Below are 26,172 nucleotides of genomic sequence, written 5' to 3'. Positions count from 1 at the left end.
CTTCTAGAAATGAGTGTTGATGATGACTTTAACTTTTCCTATAAAGTCAATGTCATTTATTGACGTCTCGAAACTACGACCACCCAACTCAATTTTTATCCTTTCAGATGGCAATCTTGTTATTTCCCTAAGACTATTTTTCCCATCTATTCCTATCAACCACAAGCCATCACTAATATCATCATTTTTTTTCTCTAATACGTATGTGCTTTCTCTTTCGACAAGAACAATTGGAGAAATAAGCTGTTCAGTAATTAATGTTTTATCAAGGAAAAAATAACCAAAATTCAGTAGCTCGCCTTCAACTATTTTTGTTTTAGGTAAAGAAAGCAAATCTGAATGGCTATTCTCAAAAATTGGCCCATCGCCAGATACAAGCCATTTTAATGAGGCATTTGTTTCTAATGCACACTGGATGACCCATTCAGCAGGAAATATGTCCCTCATAAATCTCGTTGCAAGAGTGCTCTTTGATACACCCAAGTGATCACACAACATCTGCCGAGTGGAAAAACCATAAGCCTCTACTAGCCGCAAGATAACTTGTTGTCCACCTGTTTTAAAATCCATCAAGTTCGCCCCAAAGAACAAAAATTAATTGACAGATTCCCAAAGCGATCTTAATGTTCGCCATGAAGTTCGATTTGGGAAACTTCACTTGTAATCACTATTAATAGCGGCTCGCCACAAGCCAAAGGGAGATGTTGCCCCATGAGACCTAACATTTCAATCACTCTGATCACCCCCCACGTCACAATTGAACGCTATAGCGAACTCACTGGTTTAGCTGAGGATACTATCAACGACATGCTGGCAGATGGCCGTTTACCGCGACATCGCCTTCGGAAAGATAAGAAGCGCGAAAAAGTGATGATCAATATGGCGCAGTTAACCGTTGACGCGTTATCAGAATGTGACCTCGCCGCCGCTTAGTTCGATATTGCAATACGCTGAGGGTATCGACCATGTTTGATTTTCAAACCTCTATACATCCGCACTTAGATACAGCATGCCGCCGCTTTTCATTGGCTCACAACCTAACCGAGGTTGCGGAAAAAGTGGGGGTGACTGCTCAGGTTCTCCGGAACAAGCTGAACCCTATGCAACCGCATCGCCTAACACTGGCCGAACTAATCATTATCACTGATCACACTGATGATTCGACCTTGTTAGACGGCTTGCTAGCGCAGCTTAATTGCTTGCCAGCCGTGCCAATGAATGAAGCAAAGCCTGACAACTTACCAACACATGCACTCAGTGCTACGGCTGCAATCGGCGCTATCGCCGGTGAAGCTTTATCTACTGCGCCTATGACGCAGACACGTAGAAACGCCATTTTAGACCGAGCCAATCAGGCGATCCGCGATCTATCTTTGCTCGTTGTGTCAGTTGAATCGCGTTTTCATACCGCCCCAGCATTAACCAGCGCAATGGATGTATTAGGTGCGTTTGGTGTGATGCCTGGTCTGAACTGAGGTGATCCGATGCAAGTATTCACACGATTTTTAGTAAAGCAGTCGCCGTCTCTCCAACTGCCAAGTTATGGCCATGGCTGGTTAGAGTTGCCAAACGGTCAGCGCTGGCAGCCCGCCGCCAGTAAAGTGCAGTTTCTAAGTGGCCGCAATAAGCCAGCCGTAAAACCAAAGCGTCGCCCATGGTGGTTTCGCCTGATGGGCTTAAGGGGGGAGCGTGGAAACACCTACACCTAAATGGATAGCACAGGCCCGCAAGATGATTTCTGGCTGTGACAGCCGAGTACAGCACTACTGGAACAATTTAGATGAAGAGGGGCGGCGTTATCTCTGCTTCATCGCCGGACTTAAGCAACGCCATATCGAATGTGATTGGCCTGATTTGAGTGAAGGGGAGAAGGTTTCCTTGTGGGGCGCGGTCTTAAAGGTAAGGCAGTTGCAGCAAGATACGCGGTTCTTCACCCCGGAAGATTTCAAAGGCGCAGGGGCTTGCAGAGTGGCTCCGCGAGAAGTTGAACAAGATGTTAATAATTCAATGCACTGAGGACAGTATGAAAATGATTATGGTTGAGAAAGCAGGGCTTAAGGAAGATTTCATCGCCTGGAACGTTGCACCTAGTTATGCCTCTATGTTCTTGGAAAAGTGCCAAGACGTTGACGGAATGGTGGCCCTGTCGCCTTACATGTTTAACGATTCGATGCACCTTGATAACCCGCACCAGTTGTTTGCGGTCAATTGCGCTTTCTGGTGTCGCGTTTATCGCGAGGCTGAAAGCAGCAAAGAACAGAATGAGGCTCTTGCCTCCATCCGGGCGACGTACTACATGGCCAACTCTCTAGGCCAGGGTTCCATTACCGTATTGATTACACGATGGTGGGATGCTGCCAGACCTTTGCATGGTCTGAATTCGTTGAATGTCTCGCCTGTTGCCCGTCAGAAAACTGCACTTACTCACATTCACTAATTAACCCACAGCTAAGAATTCCCACGGCTTCCCCTTGGTGGCCGGGGGCTCTTGCTGCCTAAATTTGGAGTTTTGCCATGCAAATGAAACGTAATGACCGGAACCAATTCCCTAACCTTTGGAGTGGTTTCGATACTGCAAAGCCTGGTTGTGATCAAACCGCCACATTGATTACAGGAGCACGTGCTGAAGCAATGGCTGATGCTGCGGTGAAGTTTTCCTGCCATCTGGATCGCCTGGCTACGCATGTTGCCAATGAGGGCTTAAGTGCTTCCGAGATTGTAGAGCTAATGCGCCAGGAGTCTGAACAATTGGGCCGCTCCGGCCGTAGCCATTCCTTACCGTGATTGAATTGAATGGCCAGCACCATGCGGTGCAGCAGTGGCAGCAAGAGCAGTTTGCCCCTGGCGCACCGGATGAAATTAGTCTGACCGAGCGTCAGCTCTGGCACCAGAATAGCCTTGATCATGATTGGCGTGCTGAGTACCTGGCAGGGATGCCAGATTTCTTGGCGCGCTATTTTGGCGATCGTTATTCCAAGTTATTGGAGGCTGGCCCAACGGGCCGCCGCCGTGCCAATACGTTTTTACGCACTACGGTAGGTAAGAGCGTATTGCCACGTCTGCGCAAGGTCTGCGCACAATACACAACTTCATACCAGGCAGCTGGTGTTACACCGTTCCCGTTTGTTGCCGATCTTGAAAAGCTGCCAACTTTTGGCCGTGACGAATTGCGAAACCTTGCTCATAGCATTGCTAACTTTATGGGCGAATCCTTTGCCGATTTTATAAGCCTGGCTTTTCCTAAAGAAGCAGCCGGTGAGAAAGAAATGGAGCGCCGGGCGCTGGCAGCGTTTAAGCATTTAGGCAAGCTGGTAAAACAGACAGGTATCAATCCACCATACTGGCAGCAATTTAAGGCGGGGCGCTCTTTTACGCCGCGCCATGCCGAGTCGGGTTTGCTGCGCATGATGGCCCCTGAATGGTGGCGCGGTAAGTTGAAGCGCAGCCGCGATTTACAGCGTGAGCACATGGCCATCGCCGTTGGCCAGGTGCAAAAGGCGGCATCCGCTTATGTCAGCCGTTCGACGAGGGGCGAATGGGTTGAACAGAAGAAGCGTAACCGTGAGTTTTTCAAATCTTACGATTTGCAGAATGAGGAAACTGGCGAACGCCTATCCCTGGCCGACATGGTAGATGCCAGCAACGCCAATCCAGCAAAGCGCCGCTGTGAACTGATGGTGCGCATGCGCGGATTTGAAGACCTGGCCAATGAAATGGGCATGGCAGGGGAGTTCTACACCATAACTGCCCCGTCCAAGTATCACGCCGTGCATAGCAAGGGTGGGTTTGTTTCTCAGTGGAACGGCGCCAGCCCACGACAAACACAAAAATACCTCTGCGGCGTATGGGCTAAGGCTCGCGCTGCGTTTTCGCGTGCGGGTATTAACGTGTTTGGTTTTCGTGTCGTAGAGCCGCACCACGATGGGACGCCGCACTGGCATATGCTTTTATTTATGCCGCCATCATACGTCGAGCAGGTGCGTGACATTGTCTGTTATTACTCCCGCCGTGAAGACTCCGAGGAATTGCAATCTGCATACGCGCTTAAGGCGCGTTTTCACGTTGAGCCAATCGACCCGGAAAAGGGCAGCGCAACCGGCTACATCGCTAAATACATTTCAAAAAACATCGACGGCTTTGCGCTGGATGGAGAAGCTGACGACGAAACCGGCGAAAACCTAAAGGACATGGCCAAATCAGTTTCAGCCTGGGCCAGCCGTTGGCGTATTCGTCAGTTTCAGCAAATTGGTGGTGCGCCGGTGACGGTATGGCGTGAGCTACGCCGCATGGGTGACAAGACGCTAGAAAATAGTTTGATGGATGCCGTGCTGGCCAGCGCGGACGTGGGCGATTGGGCTGCCTATACCCAGGCCCAGGGCGGCGCATTGGTGAAGCGTCGCGATCTGGTTGTGCGCCTTATGTATGAAATCACCGAGTGCGGTAACGAATACGCCGAAGATGTGCAGCGTGTGCAGGGAATTTACTCACCGCTTCTTGGCAGTGGCTCGGAAGTAGAAACGCGTCTGGTTAAGTGGGCGATTGTTCCGAAGTTGGCAGCCAGCGAAGCGGCTGCTGCTGTTCCTGGCGGCCTTGCCGCCCCTTGGAGTTCTGTCAATAACTGTACTCAAAGTACGATCACCGAGTTGAAAAAGGGCATTGGCATTCAACACCAAGATGGCGATCAGATGGCCAAAGCGTTGCTTAGGGGCAATATTGTGCGCCTGGATGATGAAACAGAGATGATTTTGCGTGACGGGGAAGTGAGGTTGCGGACGCGTCGGCGCTACTGCCGTTCCTGCGGCGACTTAATGACGGCAGAAAAATCCTCCTTTGATGATGGGGGGATTTGCTTTGTTTGTGATGAACAGGAAGTGCGGCAAACTCGCGCTTCCGAGTTTTAAATTGATAATGATTTCAAGGCGTTAGGAATTTAGAAGAATTATGAACTTGTAAATGCATCTTCATTTCGCTTTCATAATTACTAACAATCTTGTACTGTACATGCATACAGTCATTTGCGCTAAGGGAGGGGGGAACCTATGAATGATTTGTTTTTTGAAACGCTGGCTTTAGAAAGAATTGAAATGATTACAAGACTCGTATCAGCAGGAACGTGTGCTGCTGGGGATGAAAAACGGGCCGTAGATTGGGTGGCGGAATTATCTGCTGATTTGCTGAAAAGATTAGATGAGTACGACAAACAAAACCCCCAAGATGGGGGCAGTGGTTCAGGCTTGTTGCAGTAGAGTCAAAAGCATTTGTTTGTCATCGCCTTTTAGCGAGTTAACTAAACCTTTCAATAAACTGCCCTGGGATTTGGCGCTGGGGCTGATGGTGTGCGAAAAGGTCATATTCATAACAAAAGTATGACCACACTCATAATCAGAACAGGCGCAATAGATATCTGATATTTCGCGATGTTTGCGGGCGGTCTTCTTAATCACAGAATTAGCGCCGCATTCAGGGCATATCACTTTCATAACGCGCATGTTGATTGCTCCGGGAGAATAATAACCCGGATAGTTTATCTTTTTGCGCCTCATTTATCATCACCGCTTTCATCTTCAAACGCGAAATTCAAATGTAAATGTTGTGGGATATCTGGATCGCTATTCACGGCATTCATAATCATGCGTTGTAACGGGATAACCTCATCTTTTCGGTACGTGGCGCGGGACTTCTCCGGGTCGGGAAGCCCGCCCGTGTTTACTGGGATAATTCCCGCTAAGCCAGCCGGGAAGCGATGTGCGTTGAGAACGTCCTGGGCGCTGATGTTCTTCACGTTGTTAAATTCATCGTTCGCGCCAATATCCCCCACCGGAATAAACTGAATAGCCTTTTCCGTGCCGCCCGGAATATTCACAAAAATGGTAGAGAAATTACCGATCCCCTTTGAGCTTTCCAGCTGGTCGGAAATTTCTTCCTCAACTTCATCGCTCATATTGGGGTCATTGGTATAAATAATACCGCCCGTGTGCGCCCCGTTGTGATAATAGCGGCGGCGGAAAATAGTTGCCTCGCTGTTTAATAAAGCTGAGTGGATGCCGCTGATATAGTCCGGTAGGCCATAAACCTGCTGCTGCGGGTCATACTGCTTTAGAAAAACCACGTCTTCCGGTTCGTAAACCAGTGGTTCCCCGTCCTGCAAAATGACAAATTCTCCTGTTTTACGCACGCGTAAATAAAGTGATGGCAAAGGGCTAAGTGCAACAACGTCGCCCCAGCCGTTACGAATTTTCACGATCCCCAGGTCACCAAGTGAAAGAAAATCAAATACGCCGCCGCGCAGCTGCTCATGCGTTAGGCCGCCTCCTAAATAGTCGGCGGCAACCATATTATGGCGGGCGTAAATCACGCCACCGTGCTGGCTGTTTAGGTTGGTGAGTTGCACCAGGGCGAGGCGATCAATAGGCTGCGTATAATGGTCAAACTCATTGTCATACCAAATATCTTTGTAGTTGGTGCCGGTGGTTAAAATCGGCTCCGGTTTTCCCAGCGTGATGATGCTCATTTTCTTATTGCTGGCCTTGCTCCCTGGCTGTGTGGCGCGAACCTTTGCGGGGCGATGCTGCTTTTTGCGCTTGCTCATGCTGCCTGTTTCCTTACTTTCCAATTAGATTTGCGTTTGTGCTCAAAGTTGATCGGTTCGTTAATAACGGCGTGCGCGATAGCCCAAAAGGCATCGGCGTGGCCAGTCTCCGCGCTGCGGTCTGCTTTAAATGTCATGGCGTTGCCGCTGGCCGTTGCCGTTCGCCGGATAGCCAGGAAAGATGCGGGGATTTCCTTATTGTCTTTGTTCCATTGCAGGCGCTTGGCTCCAATCACATCAATCATTTTCAGTACCAGGCGCGTTTTGGTTTCCATGCCGTAGTGAATGGCCACTGCTTCACGTAGCGCAAAATGCTCAATCAGTTCAAACACGCCGCGCCCGATGCCGGTAACGTCTACGCCGATGTAGCTCATGTTGTATTGGCCAAACAGCTTTTTGATCTGTGCTGCCTGATAGCTGAAATTCATGCCTTTCCAGTGCAGAACGCGCAGCACGCGAAAAACTTCTACGGCGTGAATGGGCGGGGCGACAATCACGAAAGTTGACGTGTCCCCGGAGCGGGCCGGGTCGAAGCCGCCCCACACTTCACGGCCACCGAATGGCCGCTCTGCCGTTTCGTCGTGATCATCCCAATCCTCAACATCGACGCCGCAGCGCTCCAGCTCGCTGAAACTAAAAACGCTGTCTTGGCTATCCACGAACACGCACATGTAAAGCATGTTGAACGTGTCACGGTTGTAGCGATTACGCAGCTTATCGATGCTGGCCAGATTAAAGCCGCCCGCAACGGCATCCTTCAATGTAATGACGTAGCGCCATTGCCCGTCTGGACAGCTGCGGCCGCCGTCGCGCATTTCATCAAAGGTAGGGAACTGAACGGCCGTCCTGTTTTTGTCGCCGCGCTTCCATTCTTCCCCCGTCCAGAACGGGTAAGCCTGGTGCGTTTTGGCGCTAGGTGTTGAAAAATACGTTGTGCGCCAGTGGTCGTGCGTGGCCATGGCGCTGGCCACCTCGTTTAATGCGGCGAAGTTAGGCACCCAAAAATATTCGTCGCAGTACAAATGCCCGCTATAGGATTGCGCGGTGTTTTTGTTGGTAGACAGAAAACGCAGCTCTGCGCCGTTACTCAGGCGGATCGGGTTTCCGGTCAGCGCTACGCCGAAATACTGCTCTGCGATATTCACGATGTAAGAGCGGAATACTTCCGCCTGGGCTTTGGATGCAGATAAGAAAATTTGAGGCTTGCCGGTTAACACGGCATCTTCAAATGCTTCAAACGCAAAGTACCAGGTGGCCCCAATCTGGCGGCTTTTGAGGATGTTGCGGATCTGCTTGGCGATATTTAGGCGTAAATGTTTCTGATACCCGAATAAATGTTCTTCGGCAAAAGCGTCAAAATCATCTTTGGTTAGGCCAGAGATATCATTTTTCTTATTCTTGCGTTTCTTTTTGGGTTCGCCGTTGTCGTTCTGCTCCTGGTGTCCACCCTGATAATCAGGATTTGAAGCAGCCAGCTTTTCTTTATGCTTATTCGTCTGCGCTCGCAGCTTTACGGCGTGAGAAATAAGGGTGTCCATTTCCTTTATTTCAAGCTCTGATTTAGCGTCGCGACCAACCAATAATTGATAGCGGCGCTCAATCGCTTCTTCTGTAGATTCGTGGCTAAGTAAATCTGCCCAATTCCATTTTGTTGCCCAATAGTAAATGATGCGCGCATTTGGCAAGTTTAAATCTTTGGCGATCTCTTTTGGCGTGGCGCGTTTTAAATAAAGCGAACGCGCAACGCTTATTAAATCCTCTGAATAATAAGCCACTTTTATTAGTCCCTTAATGTCTCTCTGTTTCCATGATGGTAATTATGCGGTGGGTGATTCTTTATTTCGTTAACTTAATATCGGGTTTAATTCGTCTAATGGCTATATCCGAATTTATCTTGCTGCGGGGCTGAAAATAATTGGCGATACTGCAATTCACGGAAACAAGGAGATGAATTCCGTATGTCAGGTTCTCATTTAATGACGGAATGGCTTTGCATCGCAACCGAAGGGGAAACAGTTGATAAGCGTTATTTGACGCGGCAAATGTTAATCGACGCGGCAGAAACCTATGACCCGAAATTATATACAGCCCTGTTGTGGCCTGAGCATGGACGCACTGGAAATGTGGGTGAAGTGCTCGAAGTAATGGCCGTTGAAGGGGATGACGGTTTAGTTAGGCTTTATGCTCGTTTGTGTCCATCGGTTGAGCTGATTTACGCCAATCACAATGGAAGACTTATTTTTACCTCCGTTGAATTAACGCCAGATGGCGACTTTCGCGGAACAGGGCGTTATTACCTGGAAGGGTTAGGCGTCACGGATGAACCCGCAAGCGTTGGCACAACGCGGATGCGATTTAATAAGCGAAAGCATAATTATCTTTTTGGTAAAAGTGTTCCGCTTAAATTTAACAAAGTGAAGGAAATTAAGATGGCAGGGAACGGTAAAGCTAAAAGCTCATGGCGCAAAATCTTTAGCATCGAAGACGAAACCCCAGGCGATGATACTCCGCAGGGTGACGACAAATTACAAACGCTAGCGGAAGCATTGGCGGCGTTGGAAACTCGCGTTTCAGCACTTGAAACCAAAACGGATGAAACTGATTCAACCGTTGATGATATTCAAAGCGATGTTGAAACCGTGAAAGAAGTGGTTGATACGGAAGAATTTGCACGCCTTCGCGATCACTTGCCGAAAATCGTTAATAACTTTAGCAAGCTGGACAAGCGTATTACCGACTTGCCAAAAAATAACCCGAAAGGCGGGCGCAAACCTTTTAACCACTTATAAGCCTTTATAAGTGATTCACCAGGGAACCTATTAACCGCAATTGCGATTAAGGATGATTGAACAATGAATTTAAATGCAAAGGCGCGTGGCTTTTTAAAGCAATTCGCGGCGGGCTTGGCGTCGGCCTACGGTCTGGATGCTGGCGAGGAATCTAATTATTTCTCACTGACTGACCCGAAAGAAACCCAGCTGCGCGATGCGTTACTGGAAAGTTCCGACTTTCTGAACTGGATCACCGTGGCAGACGTTGATCAACTGTCTGGCCAGGTCGTTAGCGTGGGCGCTTCTGGTCTGCACACCGGCCGCAGCGAAGAAGGGCGTTTCCGTCGTAATGTCGGCGTGTCCGGCAACGAATACAAGTTGGTAGAAACTGACTCTTGCGCCGCGCTGCGCTGGGACTTGCTGTCTATCTGGGCGAACGCCGGTTCTGAGGATGAATTCTTCCAGCGCGTTACCGACTTCACCACGCAATCTTTTGCGTTGGATATGCTGCGTATCGGTTTTAACGGTAAGAGCATCGCGAAATCCACAGATTACAAAGAGAACCCGAACGGCGAAGACGTCAATATCGGTTGGCATGAAATCGTGCGTAATTGGGAAGGTGGTAAGCAAATTCTGACCGATGCGGTCACGCTGGATCAGCACGGTGACTACAAGTCATTGGATGCCATGGCATCAGATTTGATTAACGCCAAGATTCCGCAGCAATTCCGCAATGACCCGCGCCTTGTGGTGTTGGTCGGTGCTGACCTGGTGGCGGCGGAACAGTATCGCCTTTACCAAGCTGCTGATCGCCCATCGGAAAAAATCGCGGCGCAAATGCTGCAAGATTCGATTGCGGGCCGCCGCGCCATTATTCCGCCATTTATGCCGGGTAAACGTATGGTGGTGACGACGCTGAGTAACTTGCACATCTATACCCAGCGTAACACTCGCCAGCGCAAGGCGGAGTTTGTCGAAGACCGCAAGCAGTACGAAAACAAGTATCTCCGTAACGAAGGTTACGCGGTTGAGTACCTGGATTTGTACGCGGCGATCGATGAAAGCGCGGTGACGATTGGCACCGTGGCCGAACCAGCTGAAAAAGTAGGGGAATAACCATGATGTCACCCGCGCAACGCCATTCGGCACGAATTGCCGCAGAGGCCAAGCTTAAGCAGCATCGGGCGCTGGATATCTCCGAAAGCATGCACGTTATGGCCGCCGCCTTACAAAAGGATGTTGAGGCATTGCACGGGCTGACACTGTCCCAAAAGGTGGCCATCAAGCGCGATCAGTATTTGCCGCGCTGGATGCCAACGGTTGAAAAGTATCTAGCCAGCGGCGAGGTGCAGCGCAACCCGGTTTTAGCCTGGTGCGTGATTTGGCTCTTTGACGTGGGCGACTTTGACGCCGCCCTGGATTTGGTGGATATCGCCATCGAGCAGGGACAGGAAACCCCGGACGACCTGAAAAGCAACTTTGTCACCTTCACCGCTGACACTGTGCTGGCCTGGGCGGAGGGGATGGCCAAGGAGGGCCAGCCGATTGAGCCGTATTTCTCCCGCACGTTTGCCAACGTGATGGAAAAATGGGAGCTGTACGAAGTGATCCAAGCCAAATGGCTTAAGTTCGCCGGTATGCGCCAGCTCTTTGACGGCGACGGCATTCCACGCCCAACGGTAACGGAGGATGTGGCACTGCTAAAACAGGTGGATGGACTGCTGGCCCAGGCGCACAAGCTGCATAGCGCGTGCGGGGTTGGCACCATGCGAAATCAAATTGCCGCCCGTATTCGGGCGTTGCAAAAGTAAAGACTACCGCAAGCCGGGGCGGGCGCGAGGGAGGTAATGCCTATGGGCTATGTACTTTGGATCTCGGTCAGCCCGCTTCTCTTTTCGGAGAAATTTTATGTTCAGTGGAACACCGATTGAATACGACGATGAACCGCTGAAAAACGATGGTTTTTGGCCGGATTTGAACCTGCAAGAGTTTCAGGAACAGCGAAGTATTCCGGCTGATATTGATAGCGGAACGGTGGCCACGGCGCTGCTGACCGCAGCCGGTGAAGTTAACGATTTGCTGGCATCAATCAGGGATGACTACCAGGCCAAGGGGATTGGCCAGGCAAGTGAAGCACCAGGCATAAGCATGATGGACGGGAATCTGTTATGCGCCCGCTATAAGCGTGCGGTTTATGCCCGCGCCAAGGCGGATTTATTGGGGGAGTTTGCCAGCATCGGACGCCGGGAGACTCACCCAGGGCAGGAGAGCGAGGAAACCCGCAATAGCCTGCTGGCCGAGGGTTCCATTGCTATTCGAGCCATCAAGGGAAAACGCCGCGTGGGAGTGCGCAAAATATGAGCCAGTTGGATGAGCTGACCGCTTTCATCAATGCGAACATGCCAAAGCGCACTTTCGCCGGCACCGGGTTCGCCAGTTTCATGGATGAAATGAAGTTTATCCCGGCACAAAGGGATTTGGGGCTAGACCAGTACCGCCTGGCCATCATCCGTTATGACGCGGCGCTGACGTGGGACAGATTCCCCTACCGGGCGTATGACCCGCGCAACCTGGCCGCGCTGCTGATGGTTTGGCTCAACCAGTCTGATCGGGAGCTTTATGACGAGGTGGGCATTGATGTGGATTTGCCCGATTTCGACATAGACGTGATTGACGATGAAACGGCGGTGTTGGCCATTTCGGTGCCGATGGTTGAAGCGCTGACGATGGTCAAAGACGAGCAAGGCAATATCCCCATGGATGGGGAAATGTGGCGACTGGCTGACCCACAAATCTGGCTGGCCAGCGAGGCAACAGTCTACGGCGTGGACAGTCACGGCGTACACATCGGGGACGGTGAGAAGTGATAAGGGGGCAGTTAGACCCCGCCCAGGTAAAGGCGTTACGCAAACAGCTAAACGCCCTGGAGCTGACGCCGCAGAAACGCCAGCGGCTGTTATGGCGATTGGCCAAGTACGGATTAATGCCAGCGGCCAAGCGCAACGTGCGGAACCAGGAAGGGCCGGACGGGCAGAAATGGCAGGGACGCCAAACCAAGCGCAAGGGCAAGATGCTGCGCAACATGCCAAAGCTGCTTCACATCAGGGATATGCCCCAAATTGACGGGGTGCGGGTGTACCTAAGCGGCGGCGGTTATCACAACGGCAAAAAATCCGTGGCAGCGGGAACGGTGGGTTACGGCCAACAAAACGGCATGAGCGTGACCGTGAACCGCCGCCAGGTAGAAAAAAAGAGCCGGGTAGAAAGCCTACCGGCCAGCGTTCGCCAGGCCAAGCGGCTGCGCACGCTGGGGTACAAGGTACGAAAGGGCAAGCGGTGGCGTAAACCAGCGCTAAAGGAAATTCAGGAAAGCATGACGATGGCCAAGGCGGGCCTGTTAATTAGGGTTCTTTCTGGCAAGGCTGCGAAAGCCTCCTGGTCAGTTGATGTGCCAGCGCGTCCCTTCCTGGGTATTTCGCAAGAGGATTTCAACAAAGCGTTAGCGCGTCAATTGCAGGGCATTGGCTACGGCGCAGGATAAGAGGGAACGGCATGACATGGCCAACGGTTGGAGTTAACCAGGTTAACCAGCTACAGGGTGAAACCAAAGAGATTGAGCGTGCAGTCTTGTACGTGGGGACGGGGAAAATCAACGCGGGTAAAACCCTGCCGGTGAATACCCAAACGGATTTTGACACCTTGCTGGGCGCGGCTGACAGCGTGCTTAAAAGCGATCTGAACGCGGCCATGCTGAACGCGGGCCAAAACTGGAGCGGCTTTGTTCACGTATTGGCAGAGAGCGCCGAGCCAGGGGATTGGGTTGACGCGGTGCTGGAAGCGCAGCGCGTGGCGTCGGTTGAGGGCGTCGTGTTATCGCAAACCGTCAGCGATAAGCAATCCATCAACGACGCGGCAAGCCTACGCGCCAAGCTGCTGGCGACGTTTGGCCGCTGGTGCTGGTTCATTCTGGCAGTAGAAGGCCCGCAGGACAAAGAAGCCTGGGCGGATTACCTGGTACGCATGGCGACGCTACAGGCACAAATTGCCGCGCCGTCCGTGCAGTTGGTGCCGCGCCTGTTTGGCAATGAGCCGGGCGTGTTGGCGGGCCGCTTGTGCAGCCGTGCCGTCACCGTAGCCGATAGCCCGGCGCGTGTGCAGACCGGCGCACTTCTGGCGATGGGTAGCGATGAGTTGCCGGTTGATGGCAATGGCGCGGTACTGGAGTTGGCCACGCTACAAGCCTTGCAGGAAAAGCGTTTTAGCGTGCCGATGTGGTACCCGGACTATGACGGGTTTTATTGGTCAGACGGCCGCACGCTGGACGCCGAGGGCGGGGATTATCAGGCTATCGAGGCGCTGCGCGTGGTCGATAAGGTAGCGCGGCGTGTTCGCCTCCAGGCAATTGCCAAGATTGCAGACCGTTCGCTAAACAGCACGCCAAGCAGCATCGCCGCGCACCAGGGCTATTTCGCCAAGGTACTGCGCCAAATGGCTAAGGCGTCGGAAATCAACGGGATCACCTTCCCTGGTGAAGTGATGCCGCCGCAGGATGGCGACGTGACGATCACCTGGAAGTCACCCACTCAGGTGGAGATTTATATTGTGGTGCGCACTTACGAATGCCCGAAAGGCATCACCGTAAGCCTGTTACTGGACGCTGGCGCAGCAGGGAGCAAATAACCCATGAAACGTATTTCAGGACAATCCACCGATGTGCGTATCGATGGCGACTTGATCCACATCGAAAAGGTGAATTTAGATATCACCGACAACACGTCGGCCGCGCAGACTCAAGGTGTACCTGATGGCTACGTGTCCGGGGACGTGGCGGCCGAGGGTGAAATTGAAATCACCACCAAAGTGCTGCAACAGCTGACCGGCATTGCTCGACGTGCGGGTTCGTGGCGCGGTATCGAGCCGGTTGATTTGCTGTTTTACGCCAAGGCCGGTGGCGAAGAAATGAAGTTCGAGGCGTTCGGCTGCAAGCTGGTACTGAGTAACCTGCTTGATAACGATCCGAAGGGGGGCAGCGTGCTGACGCACAAAATTAAGTATTTCGTCACCAGCCCGGACTTTGTACACATCAACGGCGTGCCGTATCTGGAATCAGAAGATACCCGCAACTTGATTGGATAAGGGATTGCAGGGATGCAAGAGCATGAAAAGGGGCTGTTAAGCCTGATGATTATCGGGGCGCTCATTGCCCTGGGTAAAGCACTGAGCAGCGGTGAGCATATTACGCCCTCGCTGTTTATCGGCCGCATTATTTTAGGTTCGGCGGTGTCAGTGGCGGCGGCGGCCATCCTGATTTGGATACCCGACATTAACCCGCTTGCGCTGAGTGGCGCGGGGGCCGCGCTGGGGATTGCGGGCTACCAGGTTGTTGAGGTGTGGATCAGGCGCAAGGGAAATGGCGTGTTATCAGGAAAAGGAAGCCCAAAATGACATTGAGCGAAAAACAGCAGTTGTTCACGCAGCTGATTGCCCAGCTGATTGACTGGGCCGGGCAGCGCGGTTATCGCCTTACCTTTGGCGAAGCCTACCGCACGCCGGAACAGGCGGCACTGAATGCCAAAAGCGGGGCGGGTATCAGCAACAGCTTACACACGCAGCGCCTGGCGGTGGATTTTAATCTGTTTATCAACGGCAAGTACCAGGATAAGAGCGAGGCTTATTTACCTTTGGGTGAATATTGGGAGTCGCTGGGCGGCACCTGGGGTGGGCGCTTTAAATCCCGCCCGGATGGGAACCATTTTAGCCTGGAACATAACGGGGTGAAGTGATGGCCAAGCAGCTGGCCATGATTGGCCTGGCCATTCTGGCCGTGTTTGGGGCCGGGTGGAAAGTGGGCGATTGGTATCGCGACAGTCTGGATTTGGTGATTGACCGCGCCGCTACGGCGGCCGGTGATAAGGCCAGAAGCGAGAGCCAGAAAATTGCCAGCCAGTCAGGCAGAGATTTAGAAATAAAACTGCAAGGGTTAAAGGATGCGTGGCCAGCCGAAATTAGAGCGGAACTGGTTAACCCGGTATTTGATAACGGTTGTCTTTCTTACGATTTTGTCAGGATGTACAACGCCGCCGCCGAAAATGCCGAGCGAACCTTATCAAGAAAACCTGTTAACAAAATGCCCGGAAACAATACCGCGCCTTAATGGCGTATTGGGTAAAGACGTTGCCGCCGTGCTGTTAAAAATAACGCCGCAATATGCGGAGTGCGCCGCACGGCATAATCAATTAATTGACGAAATAAACCAGCGAAGGAAATTAAACCAATGAGCAAAGTAAATACTATTGAATTAGCCGTAAACGGCCAGGCGTTAATTTTTGAGCCAAACACGACCGCCTACAACAAATTCATTAACGAAATGTCGATGGATAATAAGCTGGCTCCGGCTAATAACTACCTGCGCCGCATTGTGGCTACAGACAGTAAAGCCGCGCTGGATGAAATTCTGGATATTCCAGGCGCTGCCTTGCAGCTGGCGGCCGCAGTTAATGATAAATACGCGCCTAAGCTGGAAATTGAACTAAAAAACTAACGGCGCGGGTTAGCGCCATCGAAAATAATGGCTTGGAGCAATACCTTATTTTGCGCCGCCATTATCTCCCCCACGAAAATGACGATATGGAAAACCTAGCGCGTGCCGTTTGGCTGGACAATCGTCATTGGGAATATCAACGCATTGCCATTGCAAATGGCATTGCCCTGGCTTTTAAAGGCGACTAATGGCGGATTTAGATTTTACGCTGAGTTTAATTGACCGAATCACCGGCCCCTTAAAACAGGCCAAGACGTCGGTTAATGACTTTGCGCAGGACAGCCAGGCCGCCTTTGGAAAGCTTGCCATTGGCGTGGGGGCGCTGTGGGGCGTAGGGGCATCGGTCAAGGCGGCATTAGATCCGGCTATCCAAATGTTTGACGCCATGCAAGAGGCCAGTGCGCGGGGCGTAGGTGATAACCCGCTTGCCAAGATTTCAGACGACGCCTTTAAATTCAGCGTGCGCTATGGGGAGTCAGCAGTAGAGTTTGTGCAATCGTCGGCGGATATCAATGCGGCGGTGGCCGGGCTGACCGAGGGCGAATTACCCCGCGTCACCGTTGTTGCCAACACCGTGGCCAAAGCGCTGAAAGGAACGGCCGCAGACGCTGCCGGATTCATGGGCCAAATGTTTACGCAGTTCGACGGCTACGCGGCCGAGGTGGGAAAAGTCCAGTTTGCTGAGGAGTTGGCCGGGAAAATGGCCTACGTCAAAAAGCAATTTGGCACGGACATGGCCACCATTAAAGACCTGATGGAAGGTGCGCGGGGCGTCGGGACAAACTACGGCGTCGGGCTGGATGAACAGCTGGCCGTGTTGGGCGAGCTGCAACGCTCGTTAGGCACCGAGGCCAGCGGCTCTTATGAGGGCTTCTTGAGCGGGGCGCAGGAAGGGGCCAAAAAGCTGGGGTTAAGCTTCCAGGACGCCCAGGGAAAAATGCTGTCCATGCCCGCCATGCTGGAGAAACTCCAGGGCAAATACGGTAAGAGCATCGATGGCAACCTGAAAGCCCAGGCGGAGCTTAACGCGGCCTTTGGTGACAGCGCGGCGGTGATTAAACAGCTGTATGGCAACGTTGATTCACTCCAGCGCAACATCACCGAGCTGGGCAGCAATGACGGCATGAAGCGGGCCACGGAAATGGCCGAGAAAATGACGCGGCCGTGGGACAGGCTAACGTCTATCTGGTTTGCCATGCGTGCCGCCATCGGCTCTACGCTGCTGCCAGTGCTCTATCCGCTAGTGAATAAGATTGCGGATGGTGGGGAGAAGTTAACGCGCTGGATGCGTCTATTCCCCAACATCGCCCGCGTGATCGGCTATGCCGCGCTGGCCATGCTGAGTTTTGCGGCCGTGGGGGCGTTGGCCAATATCGTGATGGGCGTGCATGGCTTCATCATGCTAGGCATTACCCGCCTACTGGGGCCAATGGCCAAGTTGTTTGGCCTTAATCGCCTGGCTATGGCGGCGGGCAACGGCGTGGCCAAGATGTTTAGCAGCACCCTGAAATATTTACGCGGGGCATTGCTGGCCGCCAGCATGGCCGCCCGCGCCGGTTCGGTGTCATTCCTGATGATGATCGCCCCGATTGCCTTGGTTGTGGGCGCGATTGCGGCGGTAGTCATTGCGGTGATTAAGTTCTGGCAGCCAATCAAAGCCTTTGTGAAAGGCTTCATTAGCGGGTTTGGCGAGGCGTCCGGGGCGCTCACGCCGTTTAAGCCGATGTTTGGCGCAATCGCCAACGCCATTGGCTGGGTGTGGGACGGTATCAAAACGCTGATCAGCTGGTTTGGTGATCTGCTCTCGCCGGTGAAAATGACCGAAGACCAGTTAACCAGCGTCACCGGAGCCGGTGAAACCTTTGGGCGGATTGTGGCGAACGCCATCGACTTTATTCTCATTCCGCTGGGCCTGGTCAAACGCGCCATTGAAACGCTGGTTGATGTATTTGCCATCGTGGGGCGCGGCTGGATTGATGTGATTAAGGTGTTTGATATTAATTCGCCGGTGGAGTCGTTTAAGAAAATTGCCGAGATTATCGGAAATGTATTTTCAGGATTGTGGGACACGCTGAAATCATCATTCACCGGGACGTATAACTGGATTGTCGAAAAGCTGAATAAATTACCGGGCGTCAATATTGAGCTTAAAGAAATGCCGAGCGAACCGCCGAAGGGAATTAAACCGCCGCCAGGCTATGCTGAAACGGAAAGTAAAATTCCTGATGCGCAAATGCGTAAAACGGCACCACCGCCGCCAATTGCGCTGGAAAATAATATGTCTACGGGCGGCGTGGTGAAAGGCGTGGATCGCGGTGGGTTAAGTAAACAGATTAATACGTCTGCGAAAACTACCGTTGATAACAGTAAAACAATCGGCACCGTGAATATTCATCCGGCCAAAGGAATGACACCGGCCGAGCTAATGGAATGGCAGGAATTAGGCGCATGACGGAACCGCTCTATATCGACCTATTAATTACCGGGCGTAATTTCACGCTAAACGCAGGAAATGAGCCGGTACTTTGTAATAACAGAATCAGCATTGGCCAGGATATTGTCCACGCCATTATTGAAAGCGGGTTAACCACGGAATTGGTGGCAGAGCGAAGCCCCACGCTTCGCGCTGACGTGATTTTGCAGTTAACGCTACTCATTGAAAGCGATGAACGGATTGTTCCGGGAACGGTGAACATCACCGAAGAGTCGTTAAAAAAGCTTTGGGTAGAGGCGCAAACCTACGATTTCGGCAAGGTGGAGGCGGGCGTAGATTATGAATAACAAGCCAACGATTGATTTTGAAAAGGTGCTGAGTGACAGCGGGATGCCGACCACCAAAGAGGCGATCCGCGACCAGTTCAACGCCATCGTAGACGCCGAAGGGATGATAACCAATACGTCGAAAATGTCCCCGTTCTGGAAGCTGGTGACGGCGATTGTCACCACGCCGGTGCTTTGGATAAAAGACGTTCTGGCCAACACGGTGCTGGCCAACATGTTTCTGGGCACGGCCAGCGGGCCAATGCTGCGAATGTTGGCCTGGGGCGTCAACCTGGTGGCCAAGCCCGCCAGCTATACCAAAGGCGTGATCCGCTTTATCAAAGAGGACGCCAAACAGGCCGTGACGGTGCCAGGCGGAACCATTATCCAGACCGAGCGCATTAACGGCGTGGTCTATGCGCTGAAGGTTGACGCAGACACCACGCTGGCGGCGGGGCTGGCCAGTGGCCTGGTGCCGGTGACGGCCACCGAGGCGGGCGGCGCGTTTAACCTGGCTCCGGGTTATTACCGTATTTTGCCCGTCGCCGTGGCAGGTATTAGCCAGGCCGTAAATCAAGATGATTGGCTGCTGACGCCTGGCGCAGACGAGGAATCTGATGATGACCTGCGCGAGCGCTGCCGCAATCAGTTCAACCTGGTTGGCAACTACCACACCGATGCAGTTTATCGCAGCATGATAGCGGCCGTGGTCGGTCTGAGCGTTGAGCGTATTTTCTTTAAGCATGACGCGCCACGCGGGCCGGGAACGGCCAACGCTTACCTGCTGCTTGATAGCGGGGTGACTTCCCAGCCGTTCATTGATGCGGTGAATGATTACATCAATACCAAGGGCCACCACGGCCACGGCGATGACATGCAGTGTATGTCGATGCCAGAAACCCGGCATAACCTGGCGGTAACGCTGTTTGTGACTAACCGCGACAACATGACGGCAGAACAGCAAGCGGCGCTGGCCAGCAACGCGGGAAACATGATCCGCTGTGCGTTTCGTGAGAATAGCGAGTTCGATGTGAAAAAGACCTGGCCCTATTCGCGTTTCTCTTTTTCTAACCTGGGCCGGGAGCTGCACAGGGCGTTTGATGATGTGGATTCGATCGTCTTCTCGCTGACCGATATTGTCAGTGAGCTGACGGTGCCGCGCCTGGCTTCCTTGGTGGTGGAGATTAAAAATGCCTAATTTTGCCGCCAAATTAAAAAGCCTGGTGTTGCCGTCATGGATGAATGAGGGCGAACCCGCCGCGCTGCTGCGTGCAAGCGGCACGTTCTGGCTGCGGGTGTATGACTGGGTTAACTGGCCGCTGCGCCAGTTCGACCCGCTGACCTGCGCCGAGCCGCTGCTCAAGCTTTTGGCCTATGACCGGGACATAACGCGGTTTAACGGTGAGCCGCTGGCGCTATTTCGCAAGCGCGTGGCCTACGCCTTTATCAACGCCAGCGAGGCGGGTTCTGTTGCGGGGTTTATCGCTATTTTTGCCCGCTTAGGGATTGGCTACGTTGAGCTGTTGGAGCGCCAGCCGGGCATTGATTGGGATGTGATCATTGTTCGCGTCACCGACAGCCAAATCGCCGGTAACAGCGATTTGTTGCTGGAAATTATCAAGAAATACGGCCGCACCTGCCGCCGCTATCAGTTTGAAGTCATGACCGCCCTGGGCGTAAACCTTCATGCAGGATGGTATCAGGGTGAATACATTTGCTACGCCGCCACGTTGGGCGACGCCACCACAGACAGCAGCGCAACGTTTAGCGCACGTTTATAAGGAAATAGGCATGTCTCAAGCAGTTATCACGAAAGCCTTTGTGGAATGGAAAGCCCGCCAGGCTATCGATAATCAGCCGGTTGTGTTGGATGAGTTTATTTTTGCCAACGTGCCAGGGCTGGATGTTAACAAGCCTATCGACAACACCGAGGGAGTACCGAGCGCCGATCATATTGTGCACCGCCAGGCGGTGAGCAAGGCGGGCGCGGTTAACGCGGGTTCGGTGGTGTATTCCGTGACGATGGGTGCGGAGGTGGGTGATTTTAGTTTCAACTGGATCGGGCTGGCCAACAAAGCCACCGGCGTGCTGGCCATGATTATTCACGCCCCAATGCAGCAGAAAATCAAAAACGATAATGGCCAACAGGGCAATGTCCTGGTGCGCTCGATGTTGATGGAGTACAGCGGGGCGCTCGCGGCGACCAACATCAACACCCCCGCCGAAACCTGGCAGATTGATTTTACCGCTCGCCTGGCGGGCATGGATGAGGCGGAACGCCTGGCCAATAAGGATATTTACGGCAACGCGGCCTTTTTTGATGCCGGTTTTTTAGTGGCTAAGACGGGTCAGCAATTCTACGTTACCCAGGGCGTGGGCTACGTTGGCGGATTGCGTGCCGGCCTGGCCAGTAACGAAAATATCACGGTAGGCGTGAAGCCGGTCAAAGTATGGGTGGACGTGTGCTATCAGGGGACGCTAACCAGCGCTTACCAGACGGTCATTAAATTTACCCTGGCTGAAGCGCTGCAAAATTACGTCAGCAATGGCATTGCCCACTACGTGTTTGCCCTGGCGAATATCGACGCCGCAGGCAATATCACCGACCTGCGCCCGAAAGGCTCGCTGAATGAGCAGGACGGAAACAGCACGTTTGTGCGTAAAGATAAAAATCTTGCGGATATTGCCGATCCGCAAACGGCCTTAAGCACCTTGGGCGGCGTGCCGAAAATCCGCAAAGTGAATAACAAAGCCCTGACCGATGACATTGCTTTGACGTCGAGTGACGTAGGGGCATTACCTTTAGGCGGCACGGCGGTGGCGGCCAACAAGTTAGCCACGCCGCGAAAAATTGCGGGCGTGGATTTTGACGGCTCTACAGATATCAGCCTGGCGGCGGGTAACGTCGGGGCGCTACCTTCAGGCGGCACCGCAGTGGCGGCCAATAAGCTGGCTACAGCGCGAAAAATTGCCGGGGTGGATTTCGACGGTTCGAAAGATATCAACATCACGGCGAGTAACGTGGGGGCAGTGCAGCAGGGCGGCGGCCAGAACATGGGGCCGAATAAAGTGATGCTAGGCTGGGACGGTGGCAAGCTGATTGCGCAAGTCGATGACACCCCTATGGGGGCACTTTATAGCGAGAGAAATAAGCCCACTGCTGAAGATACTGGCGCGGTATCAGTTAAGGGCGGGGATGTTGGGTATCTTAATAACGCCGATCATTACAAAATTAAACCAGCACTATGGGAGGGTTACGGCTCCCTTGCCGGTCAATACAGCAACGCCGCAGCACCATTTTTTATCCCACGGGGGCATCGCGCTGATGCCACTGTAGGCCAGTACGCCCCGATGATTAAAGCGATTGTTGAAACGGCTCAATATGGATTCCCTGCCGCTATCAGCCTGGGTGCATACACCGCGGGAGATAAGCGCTATCCGAGCGCGGTTATTCACGTCATCACCGACAACGGCACCAGCATGATTTGGCAATTTGACCCGAATAACGGCCGCTTGACCTGCCCCGGTGAAATTCATTCAGGTGGAAATATTATTTCGGCGAGCGGCGTCTACGAGGAGCGCGGCGCAACGCGGGTTTACAGCCCAAATTACCGTCCAACCCCTGCTGATGTTGGCGCATTGCCCGCAACGGGTGGACAGGTAAACGGCCCAATTAACACGGCGGGGGAACTTAAGGAGTGGGGACAGCGTGTTTTCAGCCCAAACAACCCGCAGCCAACGCCTCAGGGGCTGGGAGAGATTAATACTTACTTACTCGCTCTTACCCCGAATGCCCGTAACCCCGGCGACTTGGTGGCGGGGTCTGAATTGCAGCCGTCCACCGCTGACGGTATCGCGTCCGGGTGGGCGGTTAGCGGTACTTGGCGATGCATGGGTATGACCCGAACGATTAATGACCCTCACCGGACTACTTTATGGATGCGAGTATCATGAAATATTCATTGCTAACTAACCCACGCACAACCAACGTTAACACCCATATTGACTGTGACGTCACGCTGGAAGACGGGAGCGTTATCCCGTTCACGTCTGCCCCTGATGCCGATACGGAATACGGTATCGAAATCTATAAGAAATTGAAGACGGGTAAATTTGGGAAGGTGAACAAAGCCCCACAGAACGGGGGAATTTATTTTTGGGAGCGGGATGACTGGACGCTGTTCAAAACAGCCGATGCGGTTGCCGTTGAGCAGGCGGAAAAGATTAAAAGCGACAGATTGAGCGAAGCGGGCCAGGTACTGAGCGTATTAAGTGATGCCGTTGATTTGGGTATTGCCACAGACGAAGAAAAGCGCCGTTTTGACGAGTGGCGCAAATACCGCGTGGTTGTTAGTCGAGTTGATACAGCCTCGCAAAATATCGCTTGGCCCGAGGTGCCGCAGTAATGTGGCGTAAAGCGACGTTAAGTATTGGCCAGAACATGGCCGCTCTGGCGTGCTCTGTTTTGCCGGTGCATCCGTGGGTTTATGGCGTTGGCCAGGAGGCGGGCGAGGGCAGCTATTTAAGCCCGAAAAACGCCACGCATTACCTGGCCAGCAAGCTGACCGGCGACGATGGCGAGATCAGCGCAGTGGTGTTTATGGTCTGCGCAACGTCTCAGGCGGAATTCATGAATAACCTGGCGGCGTTTTCTACCGTCCTGCCTCTGCCGGTGTTTTCCCAGGTGGCACGCCGGGCGCAGGAAGCGGCAACGCTCGCCATTACAAAAATGCAGATCCCCGGCAAGCTGGCGGGCGGTTTGCCGCCAGCGGTACCGTTATCAACCGCCACTAACCGTTTGGCCATGAATGCGCAGCGCATTGCCGAGGCTAAGACAGAGGCGGCCACCGGCGCGAGCGTTGGCGGTCTAATTTCCGCACTATCCGATTTTGCCAAGGCCCGGAGCACGGCACTAACCGGCATTGGCCAGGCGTTAGCAGACTTGCAGGGCAAGGCGGCCCCGGCGTGGGTGTTTACCGCCAAGGGAACCCCGGCATTTATCGCCAGTGAGCTGCAAAAAAATATCCCACAGCAGGACGCTATTTTTACCCTGGCCACGCTCTTTACTGGCCCGGATTTATCGCCATTGGAGGGCATGATAAATGACAATCACCACGCTCGCGCTGAACGGTGAGGCCATTGCGCTGCTGGCCATGAAAGTGACGCCAACGCTGCAATTTCAGGAAAAAGACCAGTCCGGCCAGTCCTCGAGCACGAACAACGCGGAGCAGGGCATCAAAGCCAAGGAGCTGCGCATTTCCGGCATCATTCCTTTTCGTAAAGCCAATATTTTGAAGCGCATTTTTGAGCTGGCCGAAGCCAAAGACGCCAGCGGGAAGTTACAAACCTACCGCGTGGCCAACCTGGCGGCCCAGGCGGTTAACTTCCGGGAGGGTACATTTTCCGGCGCGGTGGACGCACCGCCGCAGGATGGGAAAATGGCCTGGCTGGTGACGTTTACCCTGCGCGAAAAGGGCAGCGTAGCCGAGAAGCGCGAAGCCCGCGCCGGTGGCAAAACGGCGACAACCAAACAGGGCGGAAAAGGGGGCAGCGGCGGAACGGCGGCGGCCGAGGGTGACGAAAAGCTAAGTTGGTTTGAAAGCAAAGTGCTGAAGCCAATCAATAGCGCATTGGGGCCAGAATGAAACCGGTAAAAAGACTCTACTTATCCAACACCGCCGCGCACCTGGTTGACGTCAATCTTGCGCTGGAATTAAGCGCGTGCGGCCGGGGATTTATCACGGCGCAAACCGATCAGGATTTTACGGGTAAATTGGTGCGCCTGGACGTGGGTTATCCTGAATTGGTGCTGCGCTGGTTCACCGGTTACGTGGAGCGCTCGCAACCTGCGGATAACGGCTATCAGCGCCTTTTTGTGCGCGAGCTGGTCGGCGTCTTCGAGCGCAATTGGCCATGTTCGTTCCAGCATCCTACGCTGCGTGACGTGGCCAAGTGGCTGACCGAGGAAAGCGGGCTGGAATTTACCGTTCCAGCGGCCACCTATGCCGATAAGCCGATCCCCCATTTCACCCACAGCGGCACCGGCTATCAACTTCTTGCCGCGCTGGGCCGGGCGTTTTCCATCACCGATTACGTGTGGTACCAGCTGCCCGATGGCGGCGTGTTTGCTGGTAGCGCGGCGGATGCACTTTTTGCAGGTAAGCCGGTGGAGATCCCCAACGAATTTAGCCAGGGCGCGGCGGCGGGCAACACCATGACCGTGCCGGTTATTCAGTCCCTGCGCCCAGGCGTTGAGGTGAACGGCCAGCGCGTCACCACGGTGAGGCTGCATAACGATGATATGGCGCTGACTTGGACGCCACGCAATAAGGCCACCGGCCAGGCGCTACAGAAGACGCCGATTCAGCGCCAAGTGGAGGGGGCTTTTCCTGAGCTGGCCAGCGGTCTGCACTTGCCGAAAATGGCCCGCGTCGAGGCCCACAGCGAGCCGGTGAGCAATGGCAATATTGCCGATCCGTATCGCCCGCGCTATGCCGTCGATTTGCAGCTGTTAGACGCAGACGGCAAGCCGGTGCAGGGAACGCCGGTTTACCCGGCCGTGCCGCTGCCCTTGCCGATGGCGGGCGGTGAGTCCGGCATGTTCCAGTTTCCACCGGTTGGCACGTTGGTAGAGGTAGGCTTTACGGATGGCCGCCCGGATAAGCCTTTTGTGCGCCAAACCATGGCCCAGGGCAACAGCTTGCCAGCGGTCAAGCCGGGGGAGCAGTTGCAGCAGCAGCGGGATGGGGTATCCCAACGCGTGACGGTTGCGGGCGACTGGGAGCGCCAGACAGACCAGACAATTAGCGAATCATCCATGCGCCGAGTGATCCAGGCAGACGATGAAAGCCGAACGCTGGTAGCCAGGGAAACCACCATTCAGGCCACGGACAAAACAACGGTGTTAGGCACGCACAGGCTGATGGCCGGTTCGGTGCAACAAATCGCGGAGGGGGATTACAGCCTGGCCACTCAGGCCAACTTTGTGGCCAGCATCAAGGGCAACGCCACTACTGACGTGATCGGGAATAGCAGCGTTAACGTGGCGGGCCAGCTGGTTGAGAAGGTCGGCAAATTGCGCAGCAGCGTGGCCGCTGTTCGCCAGGAAATCATCGCGCCGGTGGTGTGGGTAGGTAGCCAAAGCATCAACGTGTGCCAGCTGATGATTGAAACCCTGGACGTGGTGAAGCAGCTGGCAGAGCTGACCGCCGCCCATACGCACCAGGACACCGGCGCACCGTTAAATGCAGCGGCCATCAAGGCAACCGGCAGCACGGCCACCGGGCTGGCCAAGACATATAAACCCGTGATTGGATAGCATTCATCCCCGCCAAACCCAGGCCCGCCGCGCGCGGGCTTTTTTACGCCCGTCATTTACCCGCCTAGAACGGCCACCACGCGCCGCGCCCTTCAAAACGCAATCCGTGCCGACCAAAAACGATCAAGCCGACAGGGTGCGACAGGGGCGGGGGTATGGTGACGAAACAAAGCGAGACGTGACGAAAATTGCA

The 26,172-nt window shown here is 53.6% G+C and carries 34 protein-coding genes; 30 read left to right on the top strand and 4 right to left on the bottom strand.

Translation table 11 applies throughout. The annotated features are described in order from the left end of the window. Positions 1 to 3: 3 nt before the first annotated feature. Positions 4 to 570, bottom strand: a complete 567-nt coding sequence (locus SBO83_RS06395) for a helix-turn-helix domain-containing protein (protein ID WP_396130856.1) — start codon at positions 568 to 570, stop codon at positions 4 to 6. 141 nt (positions 571 to 711) lie between these two features. Between SBO83_RS06395 and SBO83_RS06390 the strand changes: the two genes are divergently transcribed. The 8 genes from SBO83_RS06390 to SBO83_RS06355 all read left to right on the top strand — a co-directional run bounded on the left by SBO83_RS06390 (position 712) and on the right by SBO83_RS06355 (position 5,246). Next, positions 712 to 933, top strand: a complete 222-nt coding sequence (locus SBO83_RS06390) for a regulator (protein WP_396130855.1) — start codon at positions 712 to 714, stop codon at positions 931 to 933. Positions 934 to 965: 32 nt separating this feature from the next. Continuing rightward, the gene (locus SBO83_RS06385) at positions 966 to 1,475 is read left to right on the top strand and encodes a phage regulatory CII family protein (RefSeq protein WP_396130854.1); all 510 of its coding nucleotides are present in this window, start codon (positions 966 to 968) and stop codon (positions 1,473 to 1,475) included. Positions 1,476 to 1,484: 9 nt separating this feature from the next. Further along, a complete protein-coding gene (locus SBO83_RS06380; RefSeq protein WP_396130853.1) occupies positions 1,485 to 1,709 on the top strand; it encodes a phage filamentation protein Fil family protein in 225 nt (74 codons plus the stop codon). Beyond that, the gene (locus SBO83_RS06375) at positions 1,690 to 2,016 is read left to right on the top strand and encodes a hypothetical protein (RefSeq protein ID WP_396130852.1); all 327 of its coding nucleotides are present in this window, start codon (positions 1,690 to 1,692) and stop codon (positions 2,014 to 2,016) included. Before SBO83_RS06380 ends, SBO83_RS06375 begins: the two co-directional genes overlap by 20 nt. A 7-nt stretch (positions 2,017 to 2,023) precedes the next feature. Then, positions 2,024 to 2,437, top strand: coding sequence for a hypothetical protein (locus tag SBO83_RS06370; protein WP_396130851.1), 414 nt, complete (start codon positions 2,024 to 2,026; stop codon positions 2,435 to 2,437). A gap of 77 nt (positions 2,438 to 2,514) precedes the next feature. Continuing rightward, positions 2,515 to 2,784 carry a DUF2732 family protein gene (locus SBO83_RS06365; protein ID WP_396130850.1) on the top strand — a complete coding sequence of 90 codons (270 nt, stop codon included), beginning with the start codon at positions 2,515 to 2,517 and terminating at the stop codon, positions 2,782 to 2,784. Beyond that, a complete protein-coding gene (locus SBO83_RS06360; RefSeq protein ID WP_396130849.1) occupies positions 2,781 to 4,901 on the top strand; it encodes a replication endonuclease in 2,121 nt (706 codons plus the stop codon). The genes SBO83_RS06365 and SBO83_RS06360 overlap by 4 nt, the downstream gene beginning before the upstream one ends. A 138-nt stretch (positions 4,902 to 5,039) precedes the next feature. Beyond that, positions 5,040 to 5,246, top strand: a complete 207-nt coding sequence (locus SBO83_RS06355; protein ID WP_396130848.1) for a hypothetical protein — start codon at positions 5,040 to 5,042, stop codon at positions 5,244 to 5,246. Here SBO83_RS06355 and SBO83_RS06350 read toward each other — a convergent pair. From SBO83_RS06350 to SBO83_RS06340, 3 genes are read right to left on the bottom strand one after another with little or no spacing between them, the layout of a single operon-like run. Beyond that, a complete protein-coding gene (locus SBO83_RS06350) occupies positions 5,229 to 5,543 on the bottom strand; it encodes an ogr/Delta-like zinc finger family protein (protein WP_396130847.1) in 315 nt (104 codons plus the stop codon). The genes SBO83_RS06355 and SBO83_RS06350 overlap by 18 nt on opposite strands. Continuing rightward, positions 5,540 to 6,589, bottom strand: coding sequence for a phage portal protein (locus SBO83_RS06345; RefSeq protein WP_396130846.1), 1,050 nt, complete (start codon positions 6,587 to 6,589; stop codon positions 5,540 to 5,542). Before SBO83_RS06345 ends, SBO83_RS06350 begins: the two co-directional genes overlap by 4 nt. Further along, the gene (locus tag SBO83_RS06340; protein WP_396130845.1) at positions 6,586 to 8,364 is read right to left on the bottom strand and encodes a terminase large subunit domain-containing protein; all 1,779 of its coding nucleotides are present in this window, start codon (positions 8,362 to 8,364) and stop codon (positions 6,586 to 6,588) included. The genes SBO83_RS06345 and SBO83_RS06340 overlap by 4 nt, the downstream gene beginning before the upstream one ends. Before the next feature lie 183 nt (positions 8,365 to 8,547). On the opposite strand from SBO83_RS06340, the gene SBO83_RS06335 reads away from it, so the two are divergent. From SBO83_RS06335 to SBO83_RS06230, 22 genes are all read left to right on the top strand, one after another. Next, the gene (locus SBO83_RS06335) at positions 8,548 to 9,378 is read left to right on the top strand and encodes a GPO family capsid scaffolding protein (protein ID WP_396130844.1); all 831 of its coding nucleotides are present in this window, start codon (positions 8,548 to 8,550) and stop codon (positions 9,376 to 9,378) included. A 63-nt stretch (positions 9,379 to 9,441) separates the two neighbouring features. Next, positions 9,442 to 10,476, top strand: coding sequence for a phage major capsid protein, P2 family (locus SBO83_RS06330; RefSeq protein WP_396130843.1), 1,035 nt, complete (start codon positions 9,442 to 9,444; stop codon positions 10,474 to 10,476). Positions 10,477 to 10,478: 2 nt separating this feature from the next. Continuing rightward, complete coding sequence (gene gpM / locus SBO83_RS06325) at positions 10,479 to 11,171, top strand: phage terminase small subunit (RefSeq protein WP_396130842.1); 693 nt, start codon at positions 10,479 to 10,481, stop codon at positions 11,169 to 11,171. A 97-nt stretch (positions 11,172 to 11,268) separates the two neighbouring features. Continuing rightward, on the top strand, positions 11,269 to 11,721 hold the full coding sequence (locus SBO83_RS06320) for a head completion/stabilization protein (RefSeq protein WP_128124414.1): 453 nt from the start codon (positions 11,269 to 11,271) through the stop codon (positions 11,719 to 11,721). After that, the gene (locus tag SBO83_RS06315; RefSeq protein ID WP_396130841.1) at positions 11,718 to 12,227 is read left to right on the top strand and encodes a phage tail protein; all 510 of its coding nucleotides are present in this window, start codon (positions 11,718 to 11,720) and stop codon (positions 12,225 to 12,227) included. The genes SBO83_RS06320 and SBO83_RS06315 overlap by 4 nt, the downstream gene beginning before the upstream one ends. Continuing rightward, a complete protein-coding gene (locus tag SBO83_RS06310; protein WP_396130840.1) occupies positions 12,224 to 12,901 on the top strand; it encodes a phage virion morphogenesis protein in 678 nt (225 codons plus the stop codon). The genes SBO83_RS06315 and SBO83_RS06310 overlap by 4 nt, the downstream gene beginning before the upstream one ends. A gap of 11 nt (positions 12,902 to 12,912) precedes the next feature. Continuing rightward, positions 12,913 to 14,040 (top strand): DUF2586 domain-containing protein, encoded by a 1,128-nt coding sequence (locus SBO83_RS06305; protein ID WP_396130839.1) that lies wholly within the window; start codon positions 12,913 to 12,915, stop codon positions 14,038 to 14,040. Between the two features lie 3 nt (positions 14,041 to 14,043). Next, a complete protein-coding gene (locus tag SBO83_RS06300; RefSeq protein ID WP_396130838.1) occupies positions 14,044 to 14,496 on the top strand; it encodes a phage protein in 453 nt (150 codons plus the stop codon). A 12-nt stretch (positions 14,497 to 14,508) separates the two neighbouring features. Continuing rightward, a complete protein-coding gene (locus SBO83_RS06295; RefSeq protein ID WP_396130837.1) occupies positions 14,509 to 14,805 on the top strand; it encodes a holin in 297 nt (98 codons plus the stop codon). Beyond that, positions 14,802 to 15,143, top strand: a complete 342-nt coding sequence (locus SBO83_RS06290; RefSeq protein WP_396130835.1) for a M15 family metallopeptidase — start codon at positions 14,802 to 14,804, stop codon at positions 15,141 to 15,143. Before SBO83_RS06295 ends, SBO83_RS06290 begins: the two co-directional genes overlap by 4 nt. Then, a complete protein-coding gene (locus SBO83_RS06285) occupies positions 15,143 to 15,514 on the top strand; it encodes a hypothetical protein (protein WP_396130834.1) in 372 nt (123 codons plus the stop codon). Before SBO83_RS06290 ends, SBO83_RS06285 begins: the two co-directional genes overlap by 1 nt. A 120-nt stretch (positions 15,515 to 15,634) precedes the next feature. Then, positions 15,635 to 15,901 (top strand): putative phage tail assembly chaperone, encoded by a 267-nt coding sequence (locus SBO83_RS06280; protein WP_396130833.1) that lies wholly within the window; start codon positions 15,635 to 15,637, stop codon positions 15,899 to 15,901. Between the two features lie 32 nt (positions 15,902 to 15,933). After that, complete coding sequence (locus SBO83_RS06275) at positions 15,934 to 16,089, top strand: DUF6890 family protein (protein WP_396130832.1); 156 nt, start codon at positions 15,934 to 15,936, stop codon at positions 16,087 to 16,089. Beyond that, positions 16,089 to 18,353 carry a phage tail tape measure protein gene (locus SBO83_RS06270; RefSeq protein ID WP_396130831.1) on the top strand — a complete coding sequence of 755 codons (2,265 nt, stop codon included), beginning with the start codon at positions 16,089 to 16,091 and terminating at the stop codon, positions 18,351 to 18,353. Before SBO83_RS06275 ends, SBO83_RS06270 begins: the two co-directional genes overlap by 1 nt. Next, positions 18,350 to 18,682: a DUF2590 family protein gene (locus tag SBO83_RS06265; RefSeq protein WP_396130830.1), complete on the top strand. Its 333-nt coding sequence runs from the start codon at positions 18,350 to 18,352 to the stop codon at positions 18,680 to 18,682. Before SBO83_RS06270 ends, SBO83_RS06265 begins: the two co-directional genes overlap by 4 nt. Beyond that, positions 18,675 to 19,859, top strand: a complete 1,185-nt coding sequence (locus tag SBO83_RS06260) for a baseplate J/gp47 family protein (protein WP_396130829.1) — start codon at positions 18,675 to 18,677, stop codon at positions 19,857 to 19,859. Before SBO83_RS06265 ends, SBO83_RS06260 begins: the two co-directional genes overlap by 8 nt. Next, a complete protein-coding gene (locus tag SBO83_RS06255) occupies positions 19,852 to 20,442 on the top strand; it encodes a hypothetical protein (RefSeq protein ID WP_396130828.1) in 591 nt (196 codons plus the stop codon). The genes SBO83_RS06260 and SBO83_RS06255 overlap by 8 nt, the downstream gene beginning before the upstream one ends. A gap of 10 nt (positions 20,443 to 20,452) precedes the next feature. Continuing rightward, entirely contained in the window at positions 20,453 to 22,615 is a 2,163-nt protein-coding gene (locus SBO83_RS06250; protein WP_396130827.1) for a phage tail-collar fiber domain-containing protein, read from the top strand. Further along, positions 22,612 to 23,067: a tail fiber assembly protein gene (locus SBO83_RS06245; protein ID WP_396130826.1), complete on the top strand. Its 456-nt coding sequence runs from the start codon at positions 22,612 to 22,614 to the stop codon at positions 23,065 to 23,067. Before SBO83_RS06250 ends, SBO83_RS06245 begins: the two co-directional genes overlap by 4 nt. Further along, positions 23,067 to 23,795: a hypothetical protein gene (locus SBO83_RS06240; protein ID WP_396130825.1), complete on the top strand. Its 729-nt coding sequence runs from the start codon at positions 23,067 to 23,069 to the stop codon at positions 23,793 to 23,795. Before SBO83_RS06245 ends, SBO83_RS06240 begins: the two co-directional genes overlap by 1 nt. Next, positions 23,764 to 24,306, top strand: coding sequence for a baseplate complex protein (locus tag SBO83_RS06235; protein WP_396130824.1), 543 nt, complete (start codon positions 23,764 to 23,766; stop codon positions 24,304 to 24,306). Before SBO83_RS06240 ends, SBO83_RS06235 begins: the two co-directional genes overlap by 32 nt. Beyond that, a complete protein-coding gene (locus SBO83_RS06230; protein WP_396130823.1) occupies positions 24,303 to 25,979 on the top strand; it encodes a hypothetical protein in 1,677 nt (558 codons plus the stop codon). The genes SBO83_RS06235 and SBO83_RS06230 overlap by 4 nt, the downstream gene beginning before the upstream one ends. Positions 25,980 to 26,172: the final 193 nt, after the last annotated feature.

This window comes from Ewingella allii (assembly GCF_044430645.1).
Taxonomy (GTDB): Bacteria; Pseudomonadota; Gammaproteobacteria; order Enterobacterales; family Enterobacteriaceae; genus Ewingella; species Ewingella allii.
The sequence above is the reverse complement of the archived record's forward strand: the minus strand, read 5'-3'. Positions and strand labels throughout refer to the sequence as shown.